This window comes from Denitrificimonas caeni (genome assembly GCF_905120345.1).
Taxonomy (GTDB): Bacteria; Pseudomonadota; Gammaproteobacteria; order Pseudomonadales; family Pseudomonadaceae; genus Denitrificimonas; species Denitrificimonas caeni_A.
Map to the genome: position 1 here is coordinate 14,811 of NZ_CAJHOA010000012.1, position 22,322 is coordinate 37,132.

The 22,322-nt window shown below is 48.9% G+C and carries 18 protein-coding genes, 1 other RNA gene and 1 pseudogene; 11 read left to right on the forward strand and 9 right to left on the reverse strand.

Going from position 1 to position 22,322, the window contains the following annotated elements; translation table 11 throughout:
• Positions 1–67 precede the first annotated feature (67 nt).
• Positions 68–643 carry a Maf family protein gene (locus JYJ62_RS15495; RefSeq protein ID WP_205343146.1) on the forward strand — a complete coding sequence of 192 codons (576 nt, stop codon included), beginning with the start codon at positions 68–70 and terminating at the stop codon, positions 641–643.
• Positions 644–799: 156 nt separating this feature from the next.
• On the opposite strand, the gene rne is transcribed toward JYJ62_RS15495, so the two are convergent.
• The gene (gene rne / locus JYJ62_RS15500) at positions 800–4,126 is read right to left on the reverse strand and encodes a ribonuclease E (protein WP_205343147.1); all 3,327 of its coding nucleotides are present in this window, start codon (positions 4,124–4,126) and stop codon (positions 800–802) included.
• 856 nt (positions 4,127–4,982) lie between these two features.
• On the opposite strand from rne, the gene rluC reads away from it, so the two are divergent.
• From rluC to JYJ62_RS15530, 6 genes are all read left to right on the forward strand, one after another.
• Positions 4,983–5,942 (forward strand): 23S rRNA pseudouridine(955/2504/2580) synthase RluC, encoded by a 960-nt coding sequence (gene rluC / locus JYJ62_RS15505; protein ID WP_232365821.1) that lies wholly within the window; start codon positions 4,983–4,985, stop codon positions 5,940–5,942.
• A gap of 100 nt (positions 5,943–6,042) precedes the next feature.
• A complete protein-coding gene (locus JYJ62_RS15510) occupies positions 6,043–6,732 on the forward strand; it encodes an HAD-IA family hydrolase (RefSeq protein ID WP_205343148.1) in 690 nt (229 codons plus the stop codon).
• An 82-nt stretch (positions 6,733–6,814) separates the two neighbouring features.
• Positions 6,815–7,771: a signal peptide peptidase SppA gene (gene sppA / locus JYJ62_RS15515; RefSeq protein WP_205343163.1), complete on the forward strand. Its 957-nt coding sequence runs from the start codon at positions 6,815–6,817 to the stop codon at positions 7,769–7,771.
• A 271-nt stretch (positions 7,772–8,042) separates the two neighbouring features.
• Entirely contained in the window at positions 8,043–9,065 is a 1,023-nt protein-coding gene (locus tag JYJ62_RS15520) for an MraY family glycosyltransferase (protein WP_205343149.1), read from the forward strand.
• Positions 9,066–9,459: 394 nt separating this feature from the next.
• Positions 9,460–9,849, forward strand: a transfer-messenger RNA (tmRNA) gene (ssrA, locus tag JYJ62_RS15525).
• A 237-nt stretch (positions 9,850–10,086) separates the two neighbouring features.
• A complete protein-coding gene (locus tag JYJ62_RS15530; protein ID WP_205343150.1) occupies positions 10,087–10,407 on the forward strand; it encodes a helix-turn-helix domain-containing protein in 321 nt (106 codons plus the stop codon).
• Between the two features lie 44 nt (positions 10,408–10,451).
• On the opposite strand, the gene JYJ62_RS15535 is transcribed toward JYJ62_RS15530, so the two are convergent.
• From JYJ62_RS15535 to JYJ62_RS15570, 8 genes are all read right to left on the reverse strand, one after another.
• Positions 10,452–11,201 carry an ABC transporter permease gene (locus JYJ62_RS15535; RefSeq protein WP_205343164.1) on the reverse strand — a complete coding sequence of 250 codons (750 nt, stop codon included), beginning with the start codon at positions 11,199–11,201 and terminating at the stop codon, positions 10,452–10,454.
• Positions 11,202–11,227: 26 nt separating this feature from the next.
• Complete coding sequence (locus JYJ62_RS15540; RefSeq protein ID WP_205343151.1) at positions 11,228–12,430, reverse strand: ABC transporter substrate-binding protein; 1,203 nt, start codon at positions 12,428–12,430, stop codon at positions 11,228–11,230.
• Positions 12,431–12,475: 45 nt separating this feature from the next.
• A complete protein-coding gene (locus tag JYJ62_RS15545) occupies positions 12,476–13,303 on the reverse strand; it encodes an ABC transporter ATP-binding protein (RefSeq protein WP_205343152.1) in 828 nt (275 codons plus the stop codon).
• 7 nt (positions 13,304–13,310) lie between these two features.
• On the reverse strand, positions 13,311–14,414 hold the full coding sequence (locus JYJ62_RS15550; RefSeq protein ID WP_205343153.1) for an acyl-CoA dehydrogenase family protein: 1,104 nt from the start codon (positions 14,412–14,414) through the stop codon (positions 13,311–13,313).
• The gene (locus tag JYJ62_RS15555; RefSeq protein ID WP_205343154.1) at positions 14,411–14,953 is read right to left on the reverse strand and encodes a carboxymuconolactone decarboxylase family protein; all 543 of its coding nucleotides are present in this window, start codon (positions 14,951–14,953) and stop codon (positions 14,411–14,413) included. Before JYJ62_RS15555 ends, JYJ62_RS15550 begins: the two co-directional genes overlap by 4 nt.
• A gap of 209 nt (positions 14,954–15,162) precedes the next feature.
• Positions 15,163–16,325, reverse strand: a protein-coding gene (locus tag JYJ62_RS15560) for an IS3 family transposase (RefSeq protein WP_205343155.1) whose coding sequence is annotated in 2 segments (ribosomal slippage) — positions 15,163–16,061 and positions 16,061–16,325 — 1,164 coding nt in all. Because the reading frame shifts where the segments join, the coding sequence is not laid out codon by codon here.
• A 223-nt stretch (positions 16,326–16,548) separates the two neighbouring features.
• Positions 16,549–17,511, reverse strand: coding sequence for an SdiA-regulated domain-containing protein (locus JYJ62_RS15565; RefSeq protein ID WP_205343156.1), 963 nt, complete (start codon positions 17,509–17,511; stop codon positions 16,549–16,551).
• A gap of 286 nt (positions 17,512–17,797) precedes the next feature.
• The gene (locus tag JYJ62_RS15570) at positions 17,798–18,103 is read right to left on the reverse strand and encodes a PepSY domain-containing protein (protein ID WP_205343157.1); all 306 of its coding nucleotides are present in this window, start codon (positions 18,101–18,103) and stop codon (positions 17,798–17,800) included.
• 281 nt (positions 18,104–18,384) lie between these two features.
• Between JYJ62_RS15570 and JYJ62_RS15575 the strand changes: the two genes are divergently transcribed.
• The 4 genes and pseudogenes from JYJ62_RS15575 to JYJ62_RS15590 all read left to right on the forward strand — a co-directional run bounded on the left by JYJ62_RS15575 (position 18,385) and on the right by JYJ62_RS15590 (position 21,956).
• The gene (locus JYJ62_RS15575; protein ID WP_205343158.1) at positions 18,385–19,116 is read left to right on the forward strand and encodes a tellurite resistance TerB family protein; all 732 of its coding nucleotides are present in this window, start codon (positions 18,385–18,387) and stop codon (positions 19,114–19,116) included.
• Between the two features lie 187 nt (positions 19,117–19,303).
• On the forward strand, positions 19,304–20,344 hold the full coding sequence (locus tag JYJ62_RS15580) for a DUF475 domain-containing protein (RefSeq protein WP_205343159.1): 1,041 nt from the start codon (positions 19,304–19,306) through the stop codon (positions 20,342–20,344).
• A gap of 80 nt (positions 20,345–20,424) precedes the next feature.
• Positions 20,425–21,349: pseudogene (locus JYJ62_RS15585) on the forward strand (DUF808 domain-containing protein).
• A gap of 169 nt (positions 21,350–21,518) precedes the next feature.
• Complete coding sequence (locus tag JYJ62_RS15590; protein WP_205343160.1) at positions 21,519–21,956, forward strand: MgtC/SapB family protein; 438 nt, start codon at positions 21,519–21,521, stop codon at positions 21,954–21,956.
• Positions 21,957–22,322: the final 366 nt, after the last annotated feature.

Genomic DNA, 22,322 nt, shown 5'->3' on the forward strand with positions numbered 1-22,322 from the left:
CAGTCACAACCATAGCAACGCCCTTAGCATTAAATTCATTGATTCGACCACACAGGTTTAAAAACGTATGACGCTGTACTTAGCTTCCACATCGCCCAGACGCCGCGAACTACTCTCTCAAACTGATATTGAGTTTTCAGTGCTTGATATTGCTATCGATGAGACGCAGCGCCGCAATGAACTGCCGACAGCCTATGTTGAGCGCCTAGCGAAAGAAAAAGCTGAGGCAGGCTTTCAAAGCGTACAAGAAGATGAAAACGCCATTGTACTGGCTGCCGATACCATCGTCGTGCTTGAGGATACTATTCTCGGTAAACCCAGCGATCAAACCCAAGCTCAAGATATGCTGCGCGCACTGTCAGGTCGTTCGCACGTGGTCATGACTGCTTTTGCCATTAAAACCCAGCAGCAAATACGTGTACAGCGCGTTAATACCACAGTTTTCTTTAGACCCATTACCAGTAAAGAAATTGATTGGTACTGGCAAACCGGAGAGCAGCAAGACAAAGCGGGTGGCTATGGTATCCAAAGCAAAGGCGGTGTCTTTGTTAGCGCACTCTCAGGCAGCTACAGTGCTGTTGTTGGACTGCCGTTGGCAGAAGTGATTGCAGCTCTGCAAAACCTAGGTATTCATCAAGAGTAAGACCGCACTATTAGCGTTTTTATATAAAAATACTATCCCTCACGCCAGCTGCTCATTCGATAGAGAGTATGTTACTGGCGCTTGTCATAAAACACGAATCGATAGATAAAAAAAAGGATGCCGATTAGGCATCCTTTTTCATAGCGCAGGTACAAACTAAGCGTGTGGCTTGGTCTCATCCTGCTCGGCAGCAGGCGCGTCATCATGTTTTGAAGACTGCGCCTGTTTGGCTGCTGTTTCGGTAAGCTCGGTTTCTGCAGGTACGGCAGGTGAGCTTGGTTCGTTTTGCTTGTCAGTCGCAGCAACAGGTGCGACGGGTTCAGAGGTTGTGGCTGATTGCTCAACTACGGGCTGAACCGCTTCAGGCGCAGGCTTAATCTCTTGCGCGAGTGGCTCAGCTTTGACCTGCGGGATTGCAGCAGGCTTTGGCTCAGCGGCTTTAGCAGCTTCAGCCTCGCGAGCTAAACGCTCTAAGCGACGACGCTCGCGCGGGTCATTTGAAGCGCGACCAACAGGACGAGCAGGTTGCTCAGGCGTTTGCTCAGCAGCTGCTTTAACGTCTGCTTGAGCAGTGACTGCTTCAGTCTTTACCACAGGCTGCGCTGGTTTTTCAGCGGCAGCTTCAGGCGCCTTAGCCGGTGAGCTAGGCTTAACCACTGGCGCTGCTGGCTCTTCTTTAGGCTGTGTGACTGGCGCTGCAGCTTTAGGTGCTGCTGGTACATGTTGTACAACAGGTGTGGATTTTTCAGCCTGTTCACGTAGTGCGGTAAACTTAGCTTTCTCAGTCGTCGCTGCAGGTGCAGTCGATGGCTCAGAGATTTGTAGCAAAGGCTGATCCGCAGATAAAGATACTGTTTGTGCAGGATCCATTACGGCAACAGCACCCAGCTTAGCCGCTGCATCTTTAACCACTACTGGCTCGACGTCTGCAGCTTGTACTGCAACAGTTGGAGTGGCAGTTGATACAGGCGCAGTACTGACGGGTTTGCTCTCAGTGGCTACTGCATCCTTTGTGGTGTCTGCAGTTTTATCTGTAGAAACGGCTTCAACTTCAACTTCAGCATTATCAGTTGATGCGTCGTTTATCGTATTGCCATCAACATCAACTTGTTGACGCTCGCGACGGTTGCTGCGACGACGTTGACCACGTGAACGGCGACGTGGGCGATCTTCATCACTGCTGTTGTCATCTTGCTGATCATTCTGCTCTGGCAAGCTGTTATCCAACTCTTCCGTTTCCGTCTCTAAAGTCGGCTTCGGATGAGGTGCGCGCTCTTGACGCTCAGGACGGATAGGGCGCTCATCAGTTTGACGGGCTTCACGAGGTGCGCGTGTCGGACGTGGCTTCTCGTCACTGCTCTGTTCGTGCTCTTGCACGTGCGGTTGATTGTTGCGGACATGACGAGGTTCCGGTGTGTCGAGTGCTGGACGCAACTCACGGGTTGGACGCTCTTCACGCTGTGGACGTTCGCTACGCTCTGTGCGCGGGGTACGTGCAGGACGCTCTTCACGTGGCGCACGCTCACGGCGGCTATCAGAACTGCTGTCACGGTTACTTGGTGTGTTATCGCGCGCAGTTGTGGTCGTCGTCTCGCGCTCAGTGTTGCTGTCACGAGCATTGTCACGTGGTTTACGCTCATCATCACGGTTGTTACGCGTGTTTTCGCGACGGCGACTTTGCGCTGGTGGACGCTCATTACGGCGTTCGTTGTTACTGCGGTTTGTCGTGCTAGCCTCTCGTGGTTCTGGTTTTGCTACTGGCGCAGCGGGTGCTTCATCGCTCGCAAATAAACCGACTAAAGATTTTACCAGCCCCTTAAATAGGCTTGGCTGCACTTTGACAGCAACAGGTGCTGCTATTTTTTCTGCTGGCGGTGCCGCACGTTCAGCGTTAGTGGTTTTCACTGCTGCTTCTTCACGCACGAGTGAGCGCATGGCGCTAACAGGTTGTACTTCTTCAGCCTCTTCTGGGGCCATTTCATAGCTGGATTGACCGGATAACGCTTCTGGGCTGTCATCACGTAAACGCATCACTTCGAAGTGCGGCGTTTCTAAATGATCATCTGGCAGGATGAAGATACGCACACGCGTACGTAATTCAATTTTGGTAATGGCGTTACGTTTTTCGTTGAGCAAGAACGCTGCGACTTGGAATGGCACACGAGCGCGCACTTCAGCGGTACGATCTTTCAGCGCTTCTTCTTCGATTAAACGCAGAATAGCTAAAGATAAGGATTCAACGTCACGAATAATGCCTTGGCCGTTACAACGAGGGCAAACGACGCCGCTGCTTTCACCCAAGGATGGACGCAGACGCTGGCGAGACATTTCTAACAAACCAAAACGAGAGATACGACCAACTTGCACACGAGCACGGTCAGCTTCGAGACATTCGCGCATGCGATCTTCAACCGCACGTTGATTTTTAGCTGGCGTCATATCGATAAAGTCGATAACGATCAGGCCACCAATGTCGCGTAAACGCAGTTGGCGGGCGATTTCTTCAGCCGCTTCCAAGTTGGTTTGCAGGGCTGTTTCTTCGATGTCGCTGCCTTTAGTGGCGCGCGCCGAGTTGATATCAATCGATACCAAAGCTTCAGTTGGGTCGATCACCAGTGCGCCGCCGGAAGGCAGTTTCACTTCACGTTGGAACGCAGTTTCGATCTGGCTTTCAATCTGGAAGCGATTAAACAGCGGTACGCTGTCTTGGTAGAGTTTGATTTTGTTGGCGTATTGCGGCATCACTTGGCGAATAAAGCTCAGTGCTTCTTCTTGTGCATCAACGCTATCAATCAGCACTTCGCCGATGTCTTGGCGTAAATAGTCACGAATGGCGCGGATAATCACGTTACTTTCTTGGTAGATCAGGAAGGGCGCGCTACGAGCATCAGCCGCTTCTTTGATCGCAGTCCACAGTTGGACGAGGTAATCGAGGTCCCACTGCAGTTCTTGGCTGTTACGGCCTAAACCCGCGGTGCGTACGATTAAGCCCATATCGGCTGGAGCGTTCAGCGCATTCAGCGCTTCACGTAATTCGTTACGCTCTTCACCTTCAATACGACGTGAAATACCGCCGGCACGAGGGTTGTTAGGCATTAACACCATATAGCGGCCAGCGAGGCTGATAAAGGTGGTTAAGGCTGCGCCTTTGTTGCCGCGTTCTTCTTTTTCAACTTGGACGATAACTTCCTGGCCTTCAGTCAACACGTCTTTAATATTGACGCGTCCGCTGTGATCACCAGTTTTTTTGAAGTATTCGCGGGAGATTTCTTTCAGAGGGAGAAAGCCGTGACGCTCCGAACCGAAGTCAACGAAAGCAGCTTCTAAACTAGGTTCTACGCGGGTAATACGACCTTTGTAAATGTTGGATTTCTTTTGTTCGCGGGCGCCAGACTCAATATCGAGATCAAATAGGCGTTGTCCGTCTACGAGTGCAACACGCAACTCTTCAGGTTGAGTGGCGTTGATTAGCATTCTTTTCATGGGTTACCAATATATTCCGTGTTCACGGATCACATCATTGGCACACGCGACAAACGGGGTCGGTGTTGGGGTCGCGCAGTTAAATAATTTTAACCGTGTCTAGCGCACATGGGTCATAAGCCGATGTCGCGACTGCGTCTCCACTTGGCTGCATATTTAACTTGCTTGCAGCGCGTTTGTATCAGGAGGAGGAATCAGAGATTGGCCGCGGACGTGATGAAACGTCTGAATCAAAGCGTGTGGCTACGCAGGTCAATACTACTGTGCATCTCCACCCTACACATTCCCTTGGTAAGTCGGGTGCCGCTCATTGTGTTCGTAAGCGGGTTTATAAAAATACGATCGCAATCGTGCGTTCGCGGATTATGTTTCTATACAGCTTTGACTAAGTCGTGTGGTGCTTAGCGAGGTGACTGCTACCTGTAAAATACTCTAACCAGATGGTGAGCAACGTTTTGTTTTAATTTATTTTAGCGCTGACTTTTATCTGACTGCTTTTGACAGTGCCCTAAATATAGCAGTCTGTGGGTTTTTCTTCAATGAATATATGGGCTTGGGGCTGTTTGGTGCGAGGCGCGTAGACAGCGCGTTTGCACTCATGGTCATTGCCGTGATGCCTGCTTGAAATAATGCTATCAGTGAGGTGGATTTGCCGTTCTCTGCAGGAGGCAGTTATGCCGCCGACTTGTAATAGTTATCGCCGACATGAGGGGTGTTGCGCATGCGGTATTTGTTGGGTTGACGGTCTTTGCTTTGGGGTGCGCTCGGCTTGCTGGTAATTTGCTAAGTGTGGGGGCTGGATTGTTGTTAACATTGCGCTATTGATGGTGGGTTACTTTTTTGGGTGCGTAGGTTTATGACTAAGATGGATTCGCAGGCTGCAACGGGTGTGCAGTTACTTGAAGTGTCGGCAGGATTAGAAGGGCAGCGGATTGATAACTTTTTATTGGCACGCTTGAAAGGCGTACCAAAAACCATGATTTATCGTATTTTGCGTAAAGGTGAAGTACGGGTCAATAAAGGACGGATTAAACCCGATTATCGAATTAAAGAAGGCGATATCGTCCGTGTGCCGCCGATGCGTATGACCCAAGCCGATGAACCCGCGCCGTTAGCTAAAGGATTATTAGAACGTCTTGAGGCGGCGATTGTCTACGAAGATAAGGGCTTAATTATGTTGAATAAGCCCGCCGGGATTGCTGTGCATGGTGGCAGTGGTTTGACGTATGGCGTGATTGAAGCGTTTCGGCAGATGCGTCCGCTCTGTAAAGAAATTGAATTGGTGCATCGTCTTGATCGTGATACCTCAGGTTTATTGATGATCGCTAAAAAGCGCAGCATGTTGCGGCACTTGCATGAGGCGTTACGTGGCGATGGCGTAGACAAGCGTTATTTGGCGTTGGTACGTGGACGCTGGCCTGCGACGCGTAAACAAGTTGACGCGCCGTTGCAGAAAAGTAATGTGCGTTCAGGCGAGCGGATGGTTGAGGTGAACCCTGAAGGTAAGGAGGCGTTAACGTTGTTTAAAGTGGCGCGTCGTTTTGGCGAGTTTGCCACCTTGGTGGAAGCCAGTCCTATTACGGGGCGCACCCATCAGATTCGAGTGCATGCCTTATATGCGGGGCATGCGATTGCTGGTGACACGAAGTATGGCGATGAAGATTTTTCCAAAGAAATACGTGAGCTCGGTGGTAAGCGCTTATTTTTACATGCCTCTGATTTACGCGTGACGTTGCCCGATGGTGAGGTGCTGGCAATACATGCCGAGCCGGATGAGCAGTGGCAGGCGGTGATAAACAACTTGGTTGATGGTTGATTACGCAGACCGTGTACTTTTCTGTGGGTCGAGCTGAAGAGCGACTGAGGTCTCTATAGTTGCGCCATGGGTATCTTATTTTTACATTCAGGAGGTTGGGGTGGACAGGCTTAGTGTGTTGATCTTTGATTGGGATGGCACTTTGGTGGATTCGCTAGAGCGGATTATTGAGGCCATGCACATGGCATCAGATGCTTGTGCGGTGCCGCGCTGCAGTGATGATGAAGTGCGCGACATTATTGGTCTGGCGATGCCACAAGCCTACGATGTGCTGTATCCCGAGGCCGATGATGCCGATTTAAAGCAACGTTTTATTCGTACCTATAGCGATCAATATATCGTGTTGGAAGAGCAGCCCTCTGCCTTTTACCCAGGCGTGATGGACGCGTTAGACCAGTACCGTAGCGCTGGCTATCAGTTAGCAGTGGCGACAGGGAAAAGTCGACGTGGTTTGCATCGGGTCTTGAGCGGACACAAAATGCTCGATTATTTTGATATCACCCGTTGTGCTGACGAAACGCGCAGCAAACCTGATCCTCTAATGCTGCATGAGATTTTAAAGCACTGCTCGGCAGCACCAGGGCAAGCTATTATGGTGGGTGATTCGCCGTTTGATTTGCGAATGGCCAATAATGCCAAGGTTCCTGGTGTTGCGGTCAGTTACGGTGCCCAGCCATTGAGTGTGCTGAATAAAGAGCAGCCGATTCTGGCGATTGATCATTTTTCCGAACTGACCACATGGTTGCAGCAGCATCCCAATACTTTACTTGAAGGAACCCTGCATGACTGATAATTCAGGTGATCGCCCAAGGGATCCTTGGACCGATAATAGCAATGTTGATAACCCGCCACCTCGTTCAAAGGATTCATCTATGACTGATAACAATGTTGACAGCAAAACATGGAAGTTGCTTGAAAAAGCCGTGTTAGCTAGCGTGAGCGAGCAACGCCGTGCGCGTCGCTGGGGTATCTTTTTCAAAACCCTGACTTTCGCCTACTTGCTTGGCATGCTGTTCTTTTTCTCTCCGTTTGGCGAGAGCAAAAAAAGCATGTCTAGCGGTGCGCATACAGCCCTGATTGAAGTGCGCGGGATGATCGCCGACCAAGAGAGTGCCAGTGCCGATAATATTGTCAGCGCTCTGCGTAAAGCGTTCGAAGATAAAAACACCAAAGGTATTGTGTTGCGCATTAATAGCCCAGGTGGCAGTCCAGTACAATCTGGCTATATCTATGATGAAATTCGTCGTCTGCGCGTCTTGCATCCCGATGTTAAAGTGTATGCCGTGATCAGCGATTTGGGTGCATCCGGTGCATATTATATAGCCAGCGCTGCGGATGAGATTTATGCCGATAAATCCAGTCTGGTTGGCTCTATCGGTGTAACAGCGGCTGGTTTTGGTTTTGTTGGCAGTATGGAAATGCTTGGTGTTGATCGTCGCTTATACACATCCGGCGAACACAAAGCCTTCCTTGATCCGTTCCAGCCGCAAAATGCAGAAGAAACTGCATTTTGGCAAACTGTGCTGCAAACCACTCATAAGCAATTTATTGCCAGCGTGAAACAAGGTCGTGGCGATCGTTTAAAAGATGCTGAACACCCTGAGTTGTTTTCCGGCTTGATTTGGTCGGGTGAGCAGGCGCTGGAATTAGGTTTGATTGATGCGTTAGGCAACAGTAGTTTTGTCGCGCGTGAAGTGATTGGTCAAACAGAGATTGTTGACTTTACCTTGGAAGAATCACCCTTCGATCGCTTTACGAAAAAATTCGGCGCAAGCGTTGCTGAGCGTTTAGCAATTTGGATGGGTTTTAACGGTCCACAATTACGCTAAACGCGTACGCCACTCTTATTGGCCAGCTCATCCGCCTATATAGAGTGGCGTAATATTTTAAAGCTATAACAACATGTCCCGTTTGCTTGGATCTCTGCAGTTTATGTATTGGTGTGCATTTTACTTAGAAGAGTGGGTTGTTGTGCCCGTTATCCGCCAGGGTGGGGTGCGCAATATTGGTGGTCATGCAGTTGCATCCATAACAGAAAACGTGTCTGCAGTAAGGGGGTTGAGTGTTTAAGTTAAAAAAGAGTTTAACTAAGGAATGCCTATGATTAGCGGGTTGGTTTTTACCGTTGTATTTGTAGCTGCTTTTGTTTTGACGTGGTTATTGCGCCGCTATGCCTTAGCCAGTCGTTTGATGGATATTCCGAACGAGCGCAGTTCTCACTCAGTGCCCACGCCGCGCGCTGGTGGTATTGCGATTGTGTTGTGTTTTCTTGCTGTGCTACCTGTAATCGGTGTTTTTGCTTGGTTACCTTGGTCGTTTTTAACGGGTCTGATTGGTGCTGGAGCGATTGTTGCAATGCTTGGCTTTTTAGATGACCGTGGGCATGTTGCTGTGCGTTGGCGTTTGTTGGGTCATTTTGCTGCAGCAGTTTGGGCGCTGTATAGCATGGGTGGTTTGCCGCCCTTATTGATATTAGGGTATTCGTTCGATTTGGGTGTGCTGGGTCATGTGCTGGCCGCGGTGTATATCGTTTGGCTGCTTAATTTATATAATTTTATGGATGGCATTGATGGTCTTGCTGCTATTGAGGCGATTTGTGTCTGCCTGAGTGGTGCAGTGCTCTATATATTGCTGGACGCGCCAACATTGGCAGTTGCACCGTTGTTGTTAACGGCTGCAGTAGCCGGTTTTTTATGCTGGAATTTTCCGCCTGCCCGTATTTTTATGGGTGATGCAGGCAGTGGCTTTTTAGGGGTAGTGTTAGCAGTGTTATCGCTACAAGCGGGTTGGTTTAAAGCTGAGTTGCTATGGAGCTGGATTATTTTGCTGGGTGTGTTTGTGGTGGATGCAACCTTTACTCTGCTGCGTCGTTTGTTGCGTGGCGATAAAATCTATGAGGCGCACCGCATTCACGCGTATCAGTATGCTTCGCGTCAGTGTGCTGGGCACAGACCCGTTACTTTAGCTGTTATGTTAATTAATCTAGTCTGGCTACTGCCGATGGCCTTGTTAGTAGGGTTGGGCTATTTGGATGGTCTGCTGGGTGTATTGATCGCTTATCTACCTTTAGTGTTGCTGGCTGTAAAATTGAAAGCCGGCCAGCTAGAGGACACTGTCGCTTGAAGTGCAAGGCTCTGCTTCGATGGGTAGTAAAAAGCTTAGTGTGCTGCGCTTCTTCGGAGCGGGGTGCTAAAATCTCGTGTCTCGATACGATTTAACAGGAGTCACTGTTGTGGTGGTGTTGCGGAATACTCTAGGGAACTACTCGCAGCTAAAGCAAAGGGCTTCCAAGCCAGTAGCCTCAGCCGCTCACTCTTGCACATGAATGAACGGGGTTGTGCAAGCAAAACGCTCAAAAGTATTTTCACTCTGAACCTTGAAAAGCTAATGCATAGCCCCATCTTATAGTTAGGCAAGCAAGAACGGATGGTTGGACAGTTAGCTTATAAGTAGATGATTGATCGACATGGCATCCATTTTAGCGTAATATGTTTAATACCTAGTAAGTAAACAGTTTGGGGCCGATTAGGATTCGACGCTGGTTGCGAAACTTTAGGTGCATGCCGAGTTGGTAACAGAACTCGTAAATCCACTGTTGCAACTTCTATAGTTGCCAATGACGAAAACTACGGAGCAACAGCTCTAGCTGCGTAAGCAGCTTAGCCGCTCCTCTGGTAGCCTCGGCTCCAGCAGTCACTAGAGGATGTCTGTAAACTCGAAGTGACTGTCAGATAGAACAGAATCGCCGCGTAGTACGTTGTGGACGAAGTGGCTAAAACTTACACAACTCATCCAAAGCACCCTGCCGATCGGGCGGCTGCGGATTAAATTAGTAGACACGGCTAAGCATGTAGTACCGACAGCGGAGTACTGGCGGACGGGGGTTCAAATCCCCCCGGCTCCACCAAATAGCAGAACCTAAGCCCTTGATTATCCTAGTGATTTTCAGGGGTTTTTGCTTTTTAGGGTACTTGTTGCCCATTATTTGTCCATAAAATGTCGAAAGAAGCCAAAAAGCTCAGTATTCTGCTAATCCGTTTGCTATCTTGTTACATGACACAAATAACAGCTGCTTCAGGGGTTGCGCATAAATTAGGATAACAAAGACATCAAAGCGCTCATCCAGCAAGGTGAAAGCCTTACCTTGGAGTTTAAGAGTGATGCGAAATGCCTGCCTGATTGTGATCTGATTGCAGCAGTTGTATCTTTGGCGAATACAAACGGTGGCAGCCTAATACTCGGTGTGGAAGGTAGCGGTGAAGTCACTGGGCTGCATCGTAAGCACCAAAGTATGCAAGGCTTGTCCGCATTTATAGCCAACAAAACTACGCCGCCTGTTTTTGTTGAAGTGATAGGGCATCAGCTAGACGACTGCACAATCGCACAAATTATCGTGCAGAAGTCACGACAACTGATTTCTACTTCTGAAGATTTGCTGCAGCATCGTAGGTTTGTAGTGGCATAGTGAATTTGGCCTCACCGGCTTATTTTTTGCTTTTTGAGTGACTGTCAGGCCCAGCGTCGTTGTAGGCTACGGGCCAGACTGTCGAGCAGATAACCGAGAATACCGATCAGCACAATAACCGCCATCAGCTCGGAATAGGCAAGCCGATCACGGGTGTCGAGAATAAAGTAGCCAAGACCCGAGGTAACCCCCAGCATCTCGCAAGGCACTAGCAGTACCCAGATCATACCAATCGCCAGCCGTGTTCCGGTCAGGATGCTCCCGAGAATGCCCGGCAGGACCACCCGCAACAGCATTTCCAAACGCGAAGCGCTCATGCTCTGTGCCAGCATCAGCCAGCCCGGATCAAGGTTGCGTACGCCAGCCGCGGTATTGAGGATGATAGGCCAGACTGCTCCCATGCAAAGCAGGAAATATACTGGTTGATCGCCAATGCCAAAAATCATGATGGCAATGGGCATCCAGGACAACGGCGAGATCATGCGCAGGAACTGGAAGGCACCACTGGTGGCAGAGTCAAAGCGCCGCCAAAAACCCACGGCCAGTCCCACCGGAATGCCTGCTAGCAGTGCCAAAGACAGACTAACCAAGACTCGGCGCAGGCTAGCGGCCACATCGCCAAGGATTTCGCCGCTGGTAACCAGCTCGATTAGGGTTTCCAAGGCTGGCACAGGGGCTAACAAGCGCGCCAGCGGCAATTTTTGTTGCAACTGCCAGATTCCCAGTTGCCAGAGCACAACCAGCACCAGCAATCCGGCCAAGGTCAGACCCAGCTGATAGGCATGGCGGGACAGCCAAACAGTCCCTGTTGCTAGCTTACTCACGGTTGGATCACCTCGGTCCTTGTGTATCTTTCAGCTAAGCCAAAGGTGGCCATGCCGCCAACTTGCTCGATAGCAGTGCGGACAAAGCGGTCATCGACCAAGTCACGTGCAACAAAGGCCGGATCCAGATCCTGCAGGAAGCGGGTACTACCTTTGACCTCAGTCTGTTTGAGCAGCTCGACGAGCTTCTCTGTGTAGTCAGGGAAAGGATAGGGCTGAAAATCAATGCGTTTCTGCTGCCATTGCGGATGCTGGATGAGACTGGCAGTATCCTGCTCCTGCAGATTGCCTAGCAAAACCTGCGACAGGGTTTCACGGCTATGGGGCGTGTAACCTGCAGCATTGTCCTTAGCAAGGATAGCAACGGTTTCTTCACGGTGCTCGCGTATCCAAGCCTGCGCCTGTACCAGTGCGGTTACCACTTTTTGGCTCCACTCGGGTCGTAAGGCTAGGTCGGCTTCATGCATCTGCAGTACACAGCAGGCATGGTCTTTCCACACATCACCGGTAAAACGCAGTACCTTACCAATACCGTTGAGCTCGGCAGCTGCGTTGAAGGGTTCGGCCACTATGTAACCGGCAATACTGCCGGTGGCCAGTCCGGGTAGCATGTCGGAGGGTGCCATTACTGCTAAGCGCACCTGACGCGGGCCGGGGTTACCATCGGTGATGGGCTCCAGTCCGTGCTTGCGTAGCACCAACTGCAACACAACGTTATGGATGGAGTACCAAAAGGGAATGGCCAGAGTTTTGCCGCCCAGATCCTCTATACGGTCAATGCCGTTGCTGGCCGCGACGGTCAGACTGGAGCCGTTGATATGGTTCCAACCAACGACCTTGGTGGTCGCGCCGCTGCCGTATCTGGACCAGATGGCCATCGGGGCAAGCACATGCACCAGATTCACACCACCGCTGAGAAAGGCCTCAACCAGTTGGGCCCAGCTGCGAAACATGTGCGGCTTTTCCACTTTTAGTCCCAAATCGGCAAACAGACCCTGATGATGGGCCACCAGCAGGGGAGCAGCATCAGTGATTGGTAGATAGCCAATGCGCAGCGGTGCATCCGGATCGGCAGCATGGGCCTGTTGCAGTTGCGTTAACAGAGGCAGGGCACCAGCCGCGGTGAACAGGCTGGCTAACTTGAGAAAATCGCGGCGATTAAAACCCGAATGATTGGGGTCATTACAGAATCCACACATGGTAAACACCTTTTGGAAAGACGGAAACGGGGCGACAAATTTAGGTCAGATGGTCGGCATCCAGCTTTGCATGTCTGGCTCGGGTGCCAGCGCACCCTGCAGAGTTTGCAAAATCTCGAGCCGCATCAAAGCCATGGCTTCGCTGGCAGGATTGCGCGGCCTGGGTTGCTGCGGCTGCCACTCGCGCAACAGCTTGCCGGGTGTACCACCCAACAACAAAACGCGGTCAGCCAGTAGCAGGGCTTCATCAATATCGTGGGTAATCATCACCACGGCGGTGTGGTGGCGGTGGCACACTTCCAACAATAATTGCTGCATTTCGCTGCGGATGACTTCATCCAGTGCACTGAAAGGTTCATCCAATAGTAGAATTTCTGGGCGGCGAGCCAGACTGCGAGCAAGGGCGACCCGTTGCGCCATGCCACCCGACAGCTCGCGCGGAAATGCTCGGTGAGCCTCGCTGAGCCTTACCTCAGCAATGGCATCCTGCACGCGCTGGCGGCGCTCGGAGCGATCCAGCTTTGGCTGACTGCGAAAGTCCAGCCCAAAGGCGACATTAGCTTCCAGATTCAGCCAAGGCAGTAGGCAAGGATCTTGGAACATAAAAGCCAAGCGCGGATGGGGGCTGGTGACCAGCTTGTTGTGCACCCTTATCTGGCCGCAAGAGGGCTGCTTGAGACCGGCCAGAACCCGCAACAGGCTCGACTTGCCAACCCCGCTAGGACCCAGCACCGCTAAAATTTCGCCCGCTCGCACCTGCATGGAAAAATCCGTCAAAATCTGCTTACGACTACCGTCATTCTGCAGATAATCCAGCAGGATGTTGTCAGCCTGCAACACCAGCGATTCGGAGGTGGATGTTTTTATACTCATGGTCGCCTTAGCTGGCAGCCTCCAGCGCCTGAATATCCTTGCGCAAGTGTTTTAGCGCAGGCGTGACAATGGCAACAAAGAGTGCTTCGCGCTGACGACGTTGAGCGCCGTGATTCATCAGGTAACCCCGGGCACCGGTATGCAGCGCCTCGGAGCGTGTCGCATCAAGGCTCAGCTCGGCGATGCGCGCTCGTAGGCGCAGCACCTGGAGGATGTCGGTCGCATCCTCGTCCGCAAGACGGGACTGTGTATGGGTTTGCTCCAGCAGCTCGGCCAGCGTCTGTTCCAGCTCGTCATGCTGATCGTCCAGAAAACAGTTAACGTGCTCAAGGCTGCGATTGATGCGCTTGATGCTTTCGACACTGGTGCGCACGATGCCAGCACCAATGCCGATCTGACTCAGGCAAAAACCTGGGCGGATGCGGCTCATGTGCGCAGCAAACTGTTCGGGATGAGCTAATACTTGGTCGGCATCCACACGAGTATTACGGAAACGGACGTTAAACGTGTGGGTACCCTCCAGCCCAGCAAAGGTAGGGCAGGCACGTAACTCGATTTGCGCCGGATCAAGCTCGGCAGCAAACATCAGGTAACCGCCCTCATCCAAGGCCGCCGCGACAATGATCAGCTGGTTTTCGGCCAAATTGGATACCCACGGCAATACACCCTCGATACGGTAGCCGTCACCCTCGCGCCGAGCTTTGAGCCGAATCGCTTCAATATTGGAGAGGTGCTTAACCGTGTTGGACATGCCGGTGCCAGCCAGCAGCTCGCCGCGGGCCACCGCTGGCAGGTAACGGGCGCGCGCAGCTTCATTAGGGCAGTGAGTCAGATACCAGACACAGGCAGCTTGGCACCAGACGACAAAACCGGTGGAGCCGCAGGTTTCGGACACCGCAGCGGTGACTTCAATCTGGTCGGCCAAACTGGCTCCCAGCCCGCCATACTCAAGCGGTGCTACAGCCGCAAAACCGTTCAGGCGACCTAATCCGTGCAAGAATTCACGCGGGTAGAGGCCTTTGCAGTCAATATCTTTAACCAGTGGTGCTAACTGCTCAGAGATGTATGCCCGCACCTGCTCTAGGTCTACAGACTGAGATGTGCTGTTCATGCGAACTCCTGCAGTTCCTTGTTAATCAGGGTTTGCGCCACATTGTTGGCATAGTTACACAGGCTTGCCAGGCTGACACCCAACACCGCTTCCAGCACCTGCTGCTCGCCATAGCCAGCATCCAGAAACTCCTTGAGCTGCTCATCAGACACCTGACCACGCTGTTCGATCAGGGCTAAGGTAAAACGAGCTAAGGCGTTGAGCTTTGGATCATCCAGTGCCTTGATCTCGCGCAGATCGGCTACCAGTTTCTCATCCAGCTTGAGCGCCTTGAGGGATAGCTTGGTGTGGCCAGCCACGCAGAAACCACAGCCATTGCGACTCGCCGCGGTGATCTGAATAACTTCACGTTCAGCGGGTGACAGGCTGGTACGGCCGTTGATGGCACCCACCACCTGGTACGTTTCTAGGGCGGTTGGTGCATTGGCTAGCACACCCAGCAAATTGGGAAGGAAACCGTTAGCTTTCTGTGCCGCCAACAGGCGTTCAGCCGCCTCTGGGGCTGCAGTTTCAGGGGTTTGTACAGTTAGGCGTGCCATGATAACTCCTCAAGAAGATAATAGATGAAGCTTGATGTCGAGCGATGCTACGTTATTGTTTATAGAACGTAAAAGAGTTAATTGTGATTTTGTTATATCTTTAAAGAATAACTGGTATGGCGTTTAATAGATGATGAGCTATGAAGTCAAAGCTATTATCAATTTCGCGTAAGACGTCGTACTTTGAGTGCGAAGATGGATTGTTCTGGTCAACCAAAAGTAGACACTTTGTTTTTACAGTTCTCATACTCAACAGGACTCACATCACCGTTAGCAGTATGAAGCCTTTCCAGGTTGTAATAGCGCATATACGCTGCCACATCCTGAGCCATTTCTTCACGCGTAGCGTGATGCACTTTTAGTATCCAGTCGTGCTTTAAACTGCCAAAGAAACGCTCAACGACTGCATTATCCCAGCAAGCTCCGACATCATCCATTGACGGCTTGATGTTCATTTTAACGAACTCTTTTTTCAGAAAGTTACTGGTGTATTGAGAGCCACGGTCACTGTGAAATATAACGCCTTGTGGGCGTTTACGCAGCCAATAGGCTTGTCGTATAGACTGCAAGATCAAGTCTGTTGTCATGCGCGGACTGATTGTCCAGCCGATAATCCGGCGTGAGTATAAGTCCATAACAATGCTTAAATACATCCAGCCTTCACCCGTTTTCAAGTAGGTTATATCGCCTGCCCATATTTGATTGGGTCCAGTTGGATTAAAGTTCATGTTCACCAAATTAGGTGCAACTGCATGCGTTAGATCACGCTGTGTGGTGACTCTGTAAGCTCGGCGCTGCCTGACTATTAACTTGAGTTTACGCATAATACTGCGAGTTTTAGTTCGTCCAATGTTAAAGTTTTTCTTACGTAATACCTTCATAAGCTCACGACTACCAAGGCTCTCTCGGCTTTTGTCAAACACGTCCTTGGCGGTGTAATACAGCTTTAACTCTTGCGCGCTGATCAACTTGGCAGGCCGTTTTCTCCAAGCATAAAAGCCTGAGCGACTGAGCTCTAAAAGCGAGCAGCAAAGCTGAACCGGATAGCCTTCTTGCACCACAGAGTGAACGAACTTAAAGCCTAGCTCATCTCTCTGGCGAAGAAGGCTGACGCCTTTTTTAAGATGTCTTTTTCCATCCGCAAGCGCTTATTTTCAGCTCGTAACTTTTTTAGCTCTTCACGCTCATCAGCGCTCAACGCAGCACCGCTGGCTTGAGCTTCTTGCTGCTCTTTCCACTTGTAAAGCAGGTTCGTATTGACACCCAAAGATCGAGCGGCTTCGGCCACGCTGTAGCCTTGATCAGTAACTAGGGCAACGGCTTCTTTTTTAAATTCCTGAGTGTAAGTTTTATACACGCGCTTCTGATTCATATTTCACCTCAAACTAGACTGGGTCTATTGTCTCTCATTGAAGTGTCCATTTGAATTAGACCAGAACACCCAGAAAATCGCGTGCATGTTCACCGATTAGGGTCGGTGCGAAGTTATAAACAACAGCCTTGATATCCGAGAACGCCGTAGTGCAACAGGCCCAGGCCTGAGTTTAGTTAGCATTATTTTAATATTCATAAAACTTTACAATTAAACAGCCGGTTCACTCGGGCTCGCGTGTAAAGCGATAGAACAAGTTGGGTTCACTGACCACGTATAAATAGCCATCTTCGTCAATATTTACGCCTTCTGCCTGTGGAATGCCTTTTTGTAAACCTGCAAACCCTCTAGCAAGAGATCTGAAGCTAATCACTTTACCTTCAGTGGTTATTTCGATCAGTAGCTTCGACTCATCACTCAACAAAACTAAATGGCCGCTCTTTTCATCGTAAGTAGCCGACGATACATCGGTTGCGAATACCTTATCTCTTATCCAGCCTGATAGATTGCGCACACTCACAGGAAGCCCTTCATCTAAGCTGGCGCGCAGACCACTCACCTCAAGTAATTGGATAGGATCACGCTCTTTAGCCACATACAGACGATCATTTTTAAGGTCGTAGGTAAGACTTTCTAGACCTTTATTATCCTCATTCCAGAATGCGAGTTTCAGTGATGGATATTTTTCCTGATTCAGCGATCCACTTGTAAGTAGCGTGCCATCAGCACTCACTGGGATATCTATGATAACTAGGTTTTGTTTACGCTCTTCCGCAACGACCAATTGCCCATTACCAATATAAGTTACTGCCTCCACATCACTGAACCCCTCAAGGCTATAACGTGCGAGCACATCTCCGTCTCGGCTTAAAGCAAGCAACTCGTTAGGGCCATTGATAACAGTCCATAGCATGCCCAAATCGCGGTCATAGGTCAGGCCAGAGAGGTTGTTGTTTATACCAATGACAGGCTTAGCGTCGATCTCTACACGATAGTTAGGCAACCATACTGCACGATCCTGCCAATCATCAGCATGCATGTGAGTTTTAAACCAGTAATACAGGCGATAATCAAGACGCTGCGTATGCACCTGGAACGTAGCAACCCCCAGCAAGCACAGCATTGCCCATATCCAGATACGAGCTTGCATCGAACGCCCAGACCGCTTTTCAGCCTTTAAGTACATAAATATCTCGTTTCGTTGTAGCAGGGGGGGGAGGTGTTCGAATTAATGAATGCTGACACAATCAATATATTTTAGCGTTTGCAAATCAAAATTCTATCTTTGGAAGGCCGATACTGCAGGTTTAATGTATTGATTTTAATAGGGTTGCTCACAAACTGTATACGTAATGCTACGTGCTGCATAGCTTCAGGTTGTTTATTATTAACGAGCGTACCCATGGTGGGGCTTTAAAAAGAGTTCTCACCATGGGGCGTTGCGCAGCTCTGTCAGCAGGTTTCTTTAAGAATTAATCATCCTGGCGGTTTTTCAAAATCTCACCAGTAGCGGCATCCATTTCAACCTCCCATTTCTGGCCTTTATCATCACGTAGGTCTACTTGGTAAATATAGCGGCCATACGACTCATCAAGCTCTGTGCTCAATAGGGTGGCCTTTGGATGTTGCGCTAAAGCTGTCTGGTCAAGTTTATCAAAGGCTAAAATTGCGCCTGAGGTGCTTAGTTCAACTGTTTTAGCTGGGCTGACATCAGCTTGAGCTAAACCTGCGCCCATCATTAAAGCTACGGACATGCATAATGTAGTTAAAGTTTTCATGGTTATTTCCTTGTCTGGAAGCTGCAACACAACGAAATTGTGTGTCTACGATGTCAAGGTTACAGAGGCAGCATTAATTCAAACTTAAAAATATGCATTATTTAAGCTTGCGCTAAAAGTTTTTAACAAACATTATTTGATGCTTTAAAGACCCGCTCAAGCGTGAATGTAAAGGTCAGATAAGCCTAGCTGTATCACTAAAAAGTTTCAGCATTTAGAACCAGTTAACTACTATCCTGTCAATAAGTTCGGATCAACCATCATTTGCAATGGAGACATAGATGAATACTCGCAGCTTGCTCGATCAGCTTCTCAGCTCAGGTAAAGAATTACTGCAAGGGCAGAATACAGCGCAATCCAATCAGACAAATCCAGCAGCTCCAAACGAGCCCAATACAGCACTCAATAGTCTGCTTGGTAGTATTGGTGGTGGTGCTTTGGGTGGCGGTATTATCAGCTTACTGATGTCCAGTAAAAAGGCACGCAAGGTCGGTGGCAATGTTATTACTTATGGTGGCTTAGCAGCGCTGGGTGTCGTGGCCTACAAAGCGTATAGCAACTGGCAAAATAACAATCAAAATCGGGGTCAGGTACAGCCCAGCGCACCTTATACACAACATCAACCGCAGACAGTGGATCGTGTGTCACCAGCAGTCATGGAAGAGCATAGCCAAGCCATTCTTCGCGCAATTATTTGTGCAGCTAAGGCGGACGGCCATATTGACGAACGCGAGCAGCAGCTGATTGATGATGCAATCGCAAAGTTAACCAACGAGTCACAGCTACAGTCATGGTTCCAACAAGAGATGCGCAAACCTCTCGACCCTGCTGACCTAGCTCGTGCAGCCAAGACCCCAGAAATTGCAGCTGAGATGTACCTCGCCAGCATTCTTATGGTCGATGAGGAAAGCTATATGGAGCGAGCCTACCTTGACGAACTTGCACGTCAACTGCAGCTTGCACCTGCACTGAAAGAGGAGTTGGAAGCACAAGCAATAGCGCATAACTCTTAAAATCAAGCGCTCAAACAGCAACTGAGTGCCCTAGCGGCAACTGTAGATGATTAGCATATTGTATCGCGCAGACTACACTAGCGATTGGTGATCTGCCGTCGTGCATAACCTTTGCTCTGACTCATCCTTTTATAGTGAGGGCCTATAGTAAACCGACATTAGCCTTACGCAATCAAACAGGATAGCAATGAGACATTTTTATTTGGATTTTATCTTTACCGCTATCGCCTTAATGGTGGCAGCGTGGTGGGGATATTCACACAGTGGTATGGGCGGGATGATATCTGCGCTATCGATTACCGCTATTTTGGCCGTCATGGAAATCTCACTATCGTTTGATAACGCGGTGGTTAACGCCTCAGTGCTCAAGAACTGGGACAAATTTTGGAAAATGATCTTCTTAACCGTTGGTATCTTAATCGCTGTATTTGGTATGCGTTTAGTCTTCCCAATTGTTATTGTTGCGGTTACCGCAGACCTCGGCATGATGGAAGTGGTTAACTTGGCATTAAATGATCCCAAAGAGTACTCGGCAAAACTTTTAGAGTATCATGCTGAGATTTCAGCCTTCGGTGGTATGTTCTTACTGTTAGTGTTCTTAAACTTCTTATTTGATGAAAAAGAAGTGCATTGGTTTGATTGGCTTGAAAGCCGCTTGGCAAAACTCGGTCAAGTAAACGCTATGAGTGTATTTGTGGCGCTCGCAATCTTAATGTTATCCCTAACATGGGTGACTGATGTACAGGCTCCTGCGGTATTAATTGCAGGCATTTGGGGTGTCTTAATCTACTTAGGCGTGCAAATCGTATCAGGTATGCTTGAAGGTAATGGCACTGGTGCAGCAGCAGGAAGTGCCATTTTGAAAGGTGGTATCGCCGGTTTCCTATATCTTGAAGTGCTAGATGCTTCATTCAGTTTTGATGGTGTGATTGGTGCATTTGCAATCACTAACGACGTCATCATAATCATGCTAGGATTAGCGATTGGTGCTATGTTTGTGCGTTCTATGACCATATTTTTGGTGGAAAAAGGCACGCTTGATGAGTTAATCTACCTTGAGCACGGTGCGCATTATGCGATTGGTGCATTAGCTATTATTATGCTGTTATCGATGAGATTCCATGTGCCAGAATTGGTGACCGGTCTTATTGGTATCGCTTTCATTGGTTGGGCTTTACTCGCATCACTTAAGCACCGTAAGCAAGAAGCTAAAAATATTGTCACTTAAAATTTAAGTCCGCTCATACTGAAACCTTTGCTAAGCAAGCGTATCAATATATTGATGCAAATAGACGCTAAGGAGCGTACATGGCAGGTGCCAGTTTACTAACTTTACTGGATGATATCAGTCTGATATTAGACGATGTTTCACTCATGACTAAGGTTGCCGCTAAAAAAACTGCAGGAGTATTGGGTGATGATTTAGCGCTCAATGCTGAGCAAGTTTCAGGTGTTAAAGCAGACCGTGAGCTGCCTGTGGTTTGGGCAGTTGCTAAAGGCTCATTCGTTAATAAACTTATTTTAGTGCCATCAGCACTGCTCATCAGTGCCATTTACCCCCCCTTTAGTCACCTTCTTATTAATGTGCGGCGGCCTTTATTTGGCTTATGAGGGGGCTGAAAAAATAATTCATAAATTCTGGCCGCATCTTTTGTCTCATGATGAAGAGCAAATCGCGCGCCTACGCGCCAATGCTGATGAAACAGTTGATTTGGTTGCTTTTGAAAAGGATAAAATCAAAGGCGCGGTGCGTACGGATTTTATCCTGTCGGCAGAGATTATTGTCATTGCGCTAGGCTCAGCAGTTGGAGCGACTCTCTTAGAGAAAAGCTTGGTGCTGTCCATTATTGCCATTGCTATCACCGTAGGCGTTTATGGCTTGGTAGCGGGTATCGTCAAAATGGATGATCTAGGTTTATACCTAATGAAGCAGACGGGTAATGCTAAGCAGAAGATAGGCGAGTTTTTATTGTCTGCGGCACCAAAGTTGATGAAGTTTTTATCTATTGCTGGGACGTTAGCGATGTTTCTAGTTGGCGGCGGAATCTTAGTGCATGGAATTGATTTTTTACATCATGAAGTTGAAGACTTAGCACACCTGACAGGCGTGTTTGAAGACATAACCACCATGCTCTTAAATGCTTTAGTAGGCTTAATCGTCGGTGTTATCGTCGTGGCTATTGTTGCCCTTATTAGTAAAATACGCGGTAGCAAATCATCTACTGTAAATTAAAACCTACCAATACTCGTATTCATTTATATGGTTTTTAGCTCATAAAGCATAAGTAAACGCTCTTGATTTTGTAATGGTATTTGCTCAATTTTATTAACTGGTTGATGCGGCTGGCTTCAGCGCAAAACCAGTCTCACTTATAACTCCCTTTTACAGAGCGTAATCAGCCATGTTTGAATTCGATTTGAGCTTGAAATTGATGGGATATCATCTTGTTCAATTAGGAATTGCTTTCATACTTTCACTACCGATTGCTCTCAATCGTGAGATGAAAGATAAGGGGGCAGGGCTCAGAACCTTTCCATTGGTAAGTATTGCCTCGTGTGCTTTCATGCTAGTCGCTGTAGATATTTATCACGGATCACAGCCTGAGGCGAGAATCATGTACGCTATTATTACGGGTATGGGTTTCATCGGTGGTGGTGCTATTTTTAAAGGTGAAAATACAGTAAAAGGTACTGCGACGGCAGCGAGTTTATGGAATACCGCTGCTATCGGCATTTCAGTGGCTTATGGGCGTTATGAGATAGCGATAATATTGTCTGTTGTGAATTTTCTAATCCTGCAATTCTCAGAACCATTCAAGACAAAAAATAAGCTGGATTAATTATTCTACTTGCGAGCACTGCTATTTTTCGCGTGGATTACCGGTGTTGCTCTCTGTCATTGCGTCACCTTGCAACAGGTAGAGCACCTTGTATACGATTGATAATCATTCGGCGATTGGCTAAGAATAATTTGTGAAAGTGTCGAAAGGTGAAGCACAAAGAGCGTGAGCGCAGTGATGATGATCAGTGAGGGTTACGCTTGGTTGGGGTGGTTGTATCCTTAGTGGCGGCTAGATCAACAGTTTCCTCCCGTGGGGAGTTTGCATTCCTCTATATAGTGGCTAATCCGCATCTGGATAGACTTTTTAAACTAATTTCAAAAACGGGCTTTACAGGTTCTTTAAAGCGTGTAGAATGCGCACCTC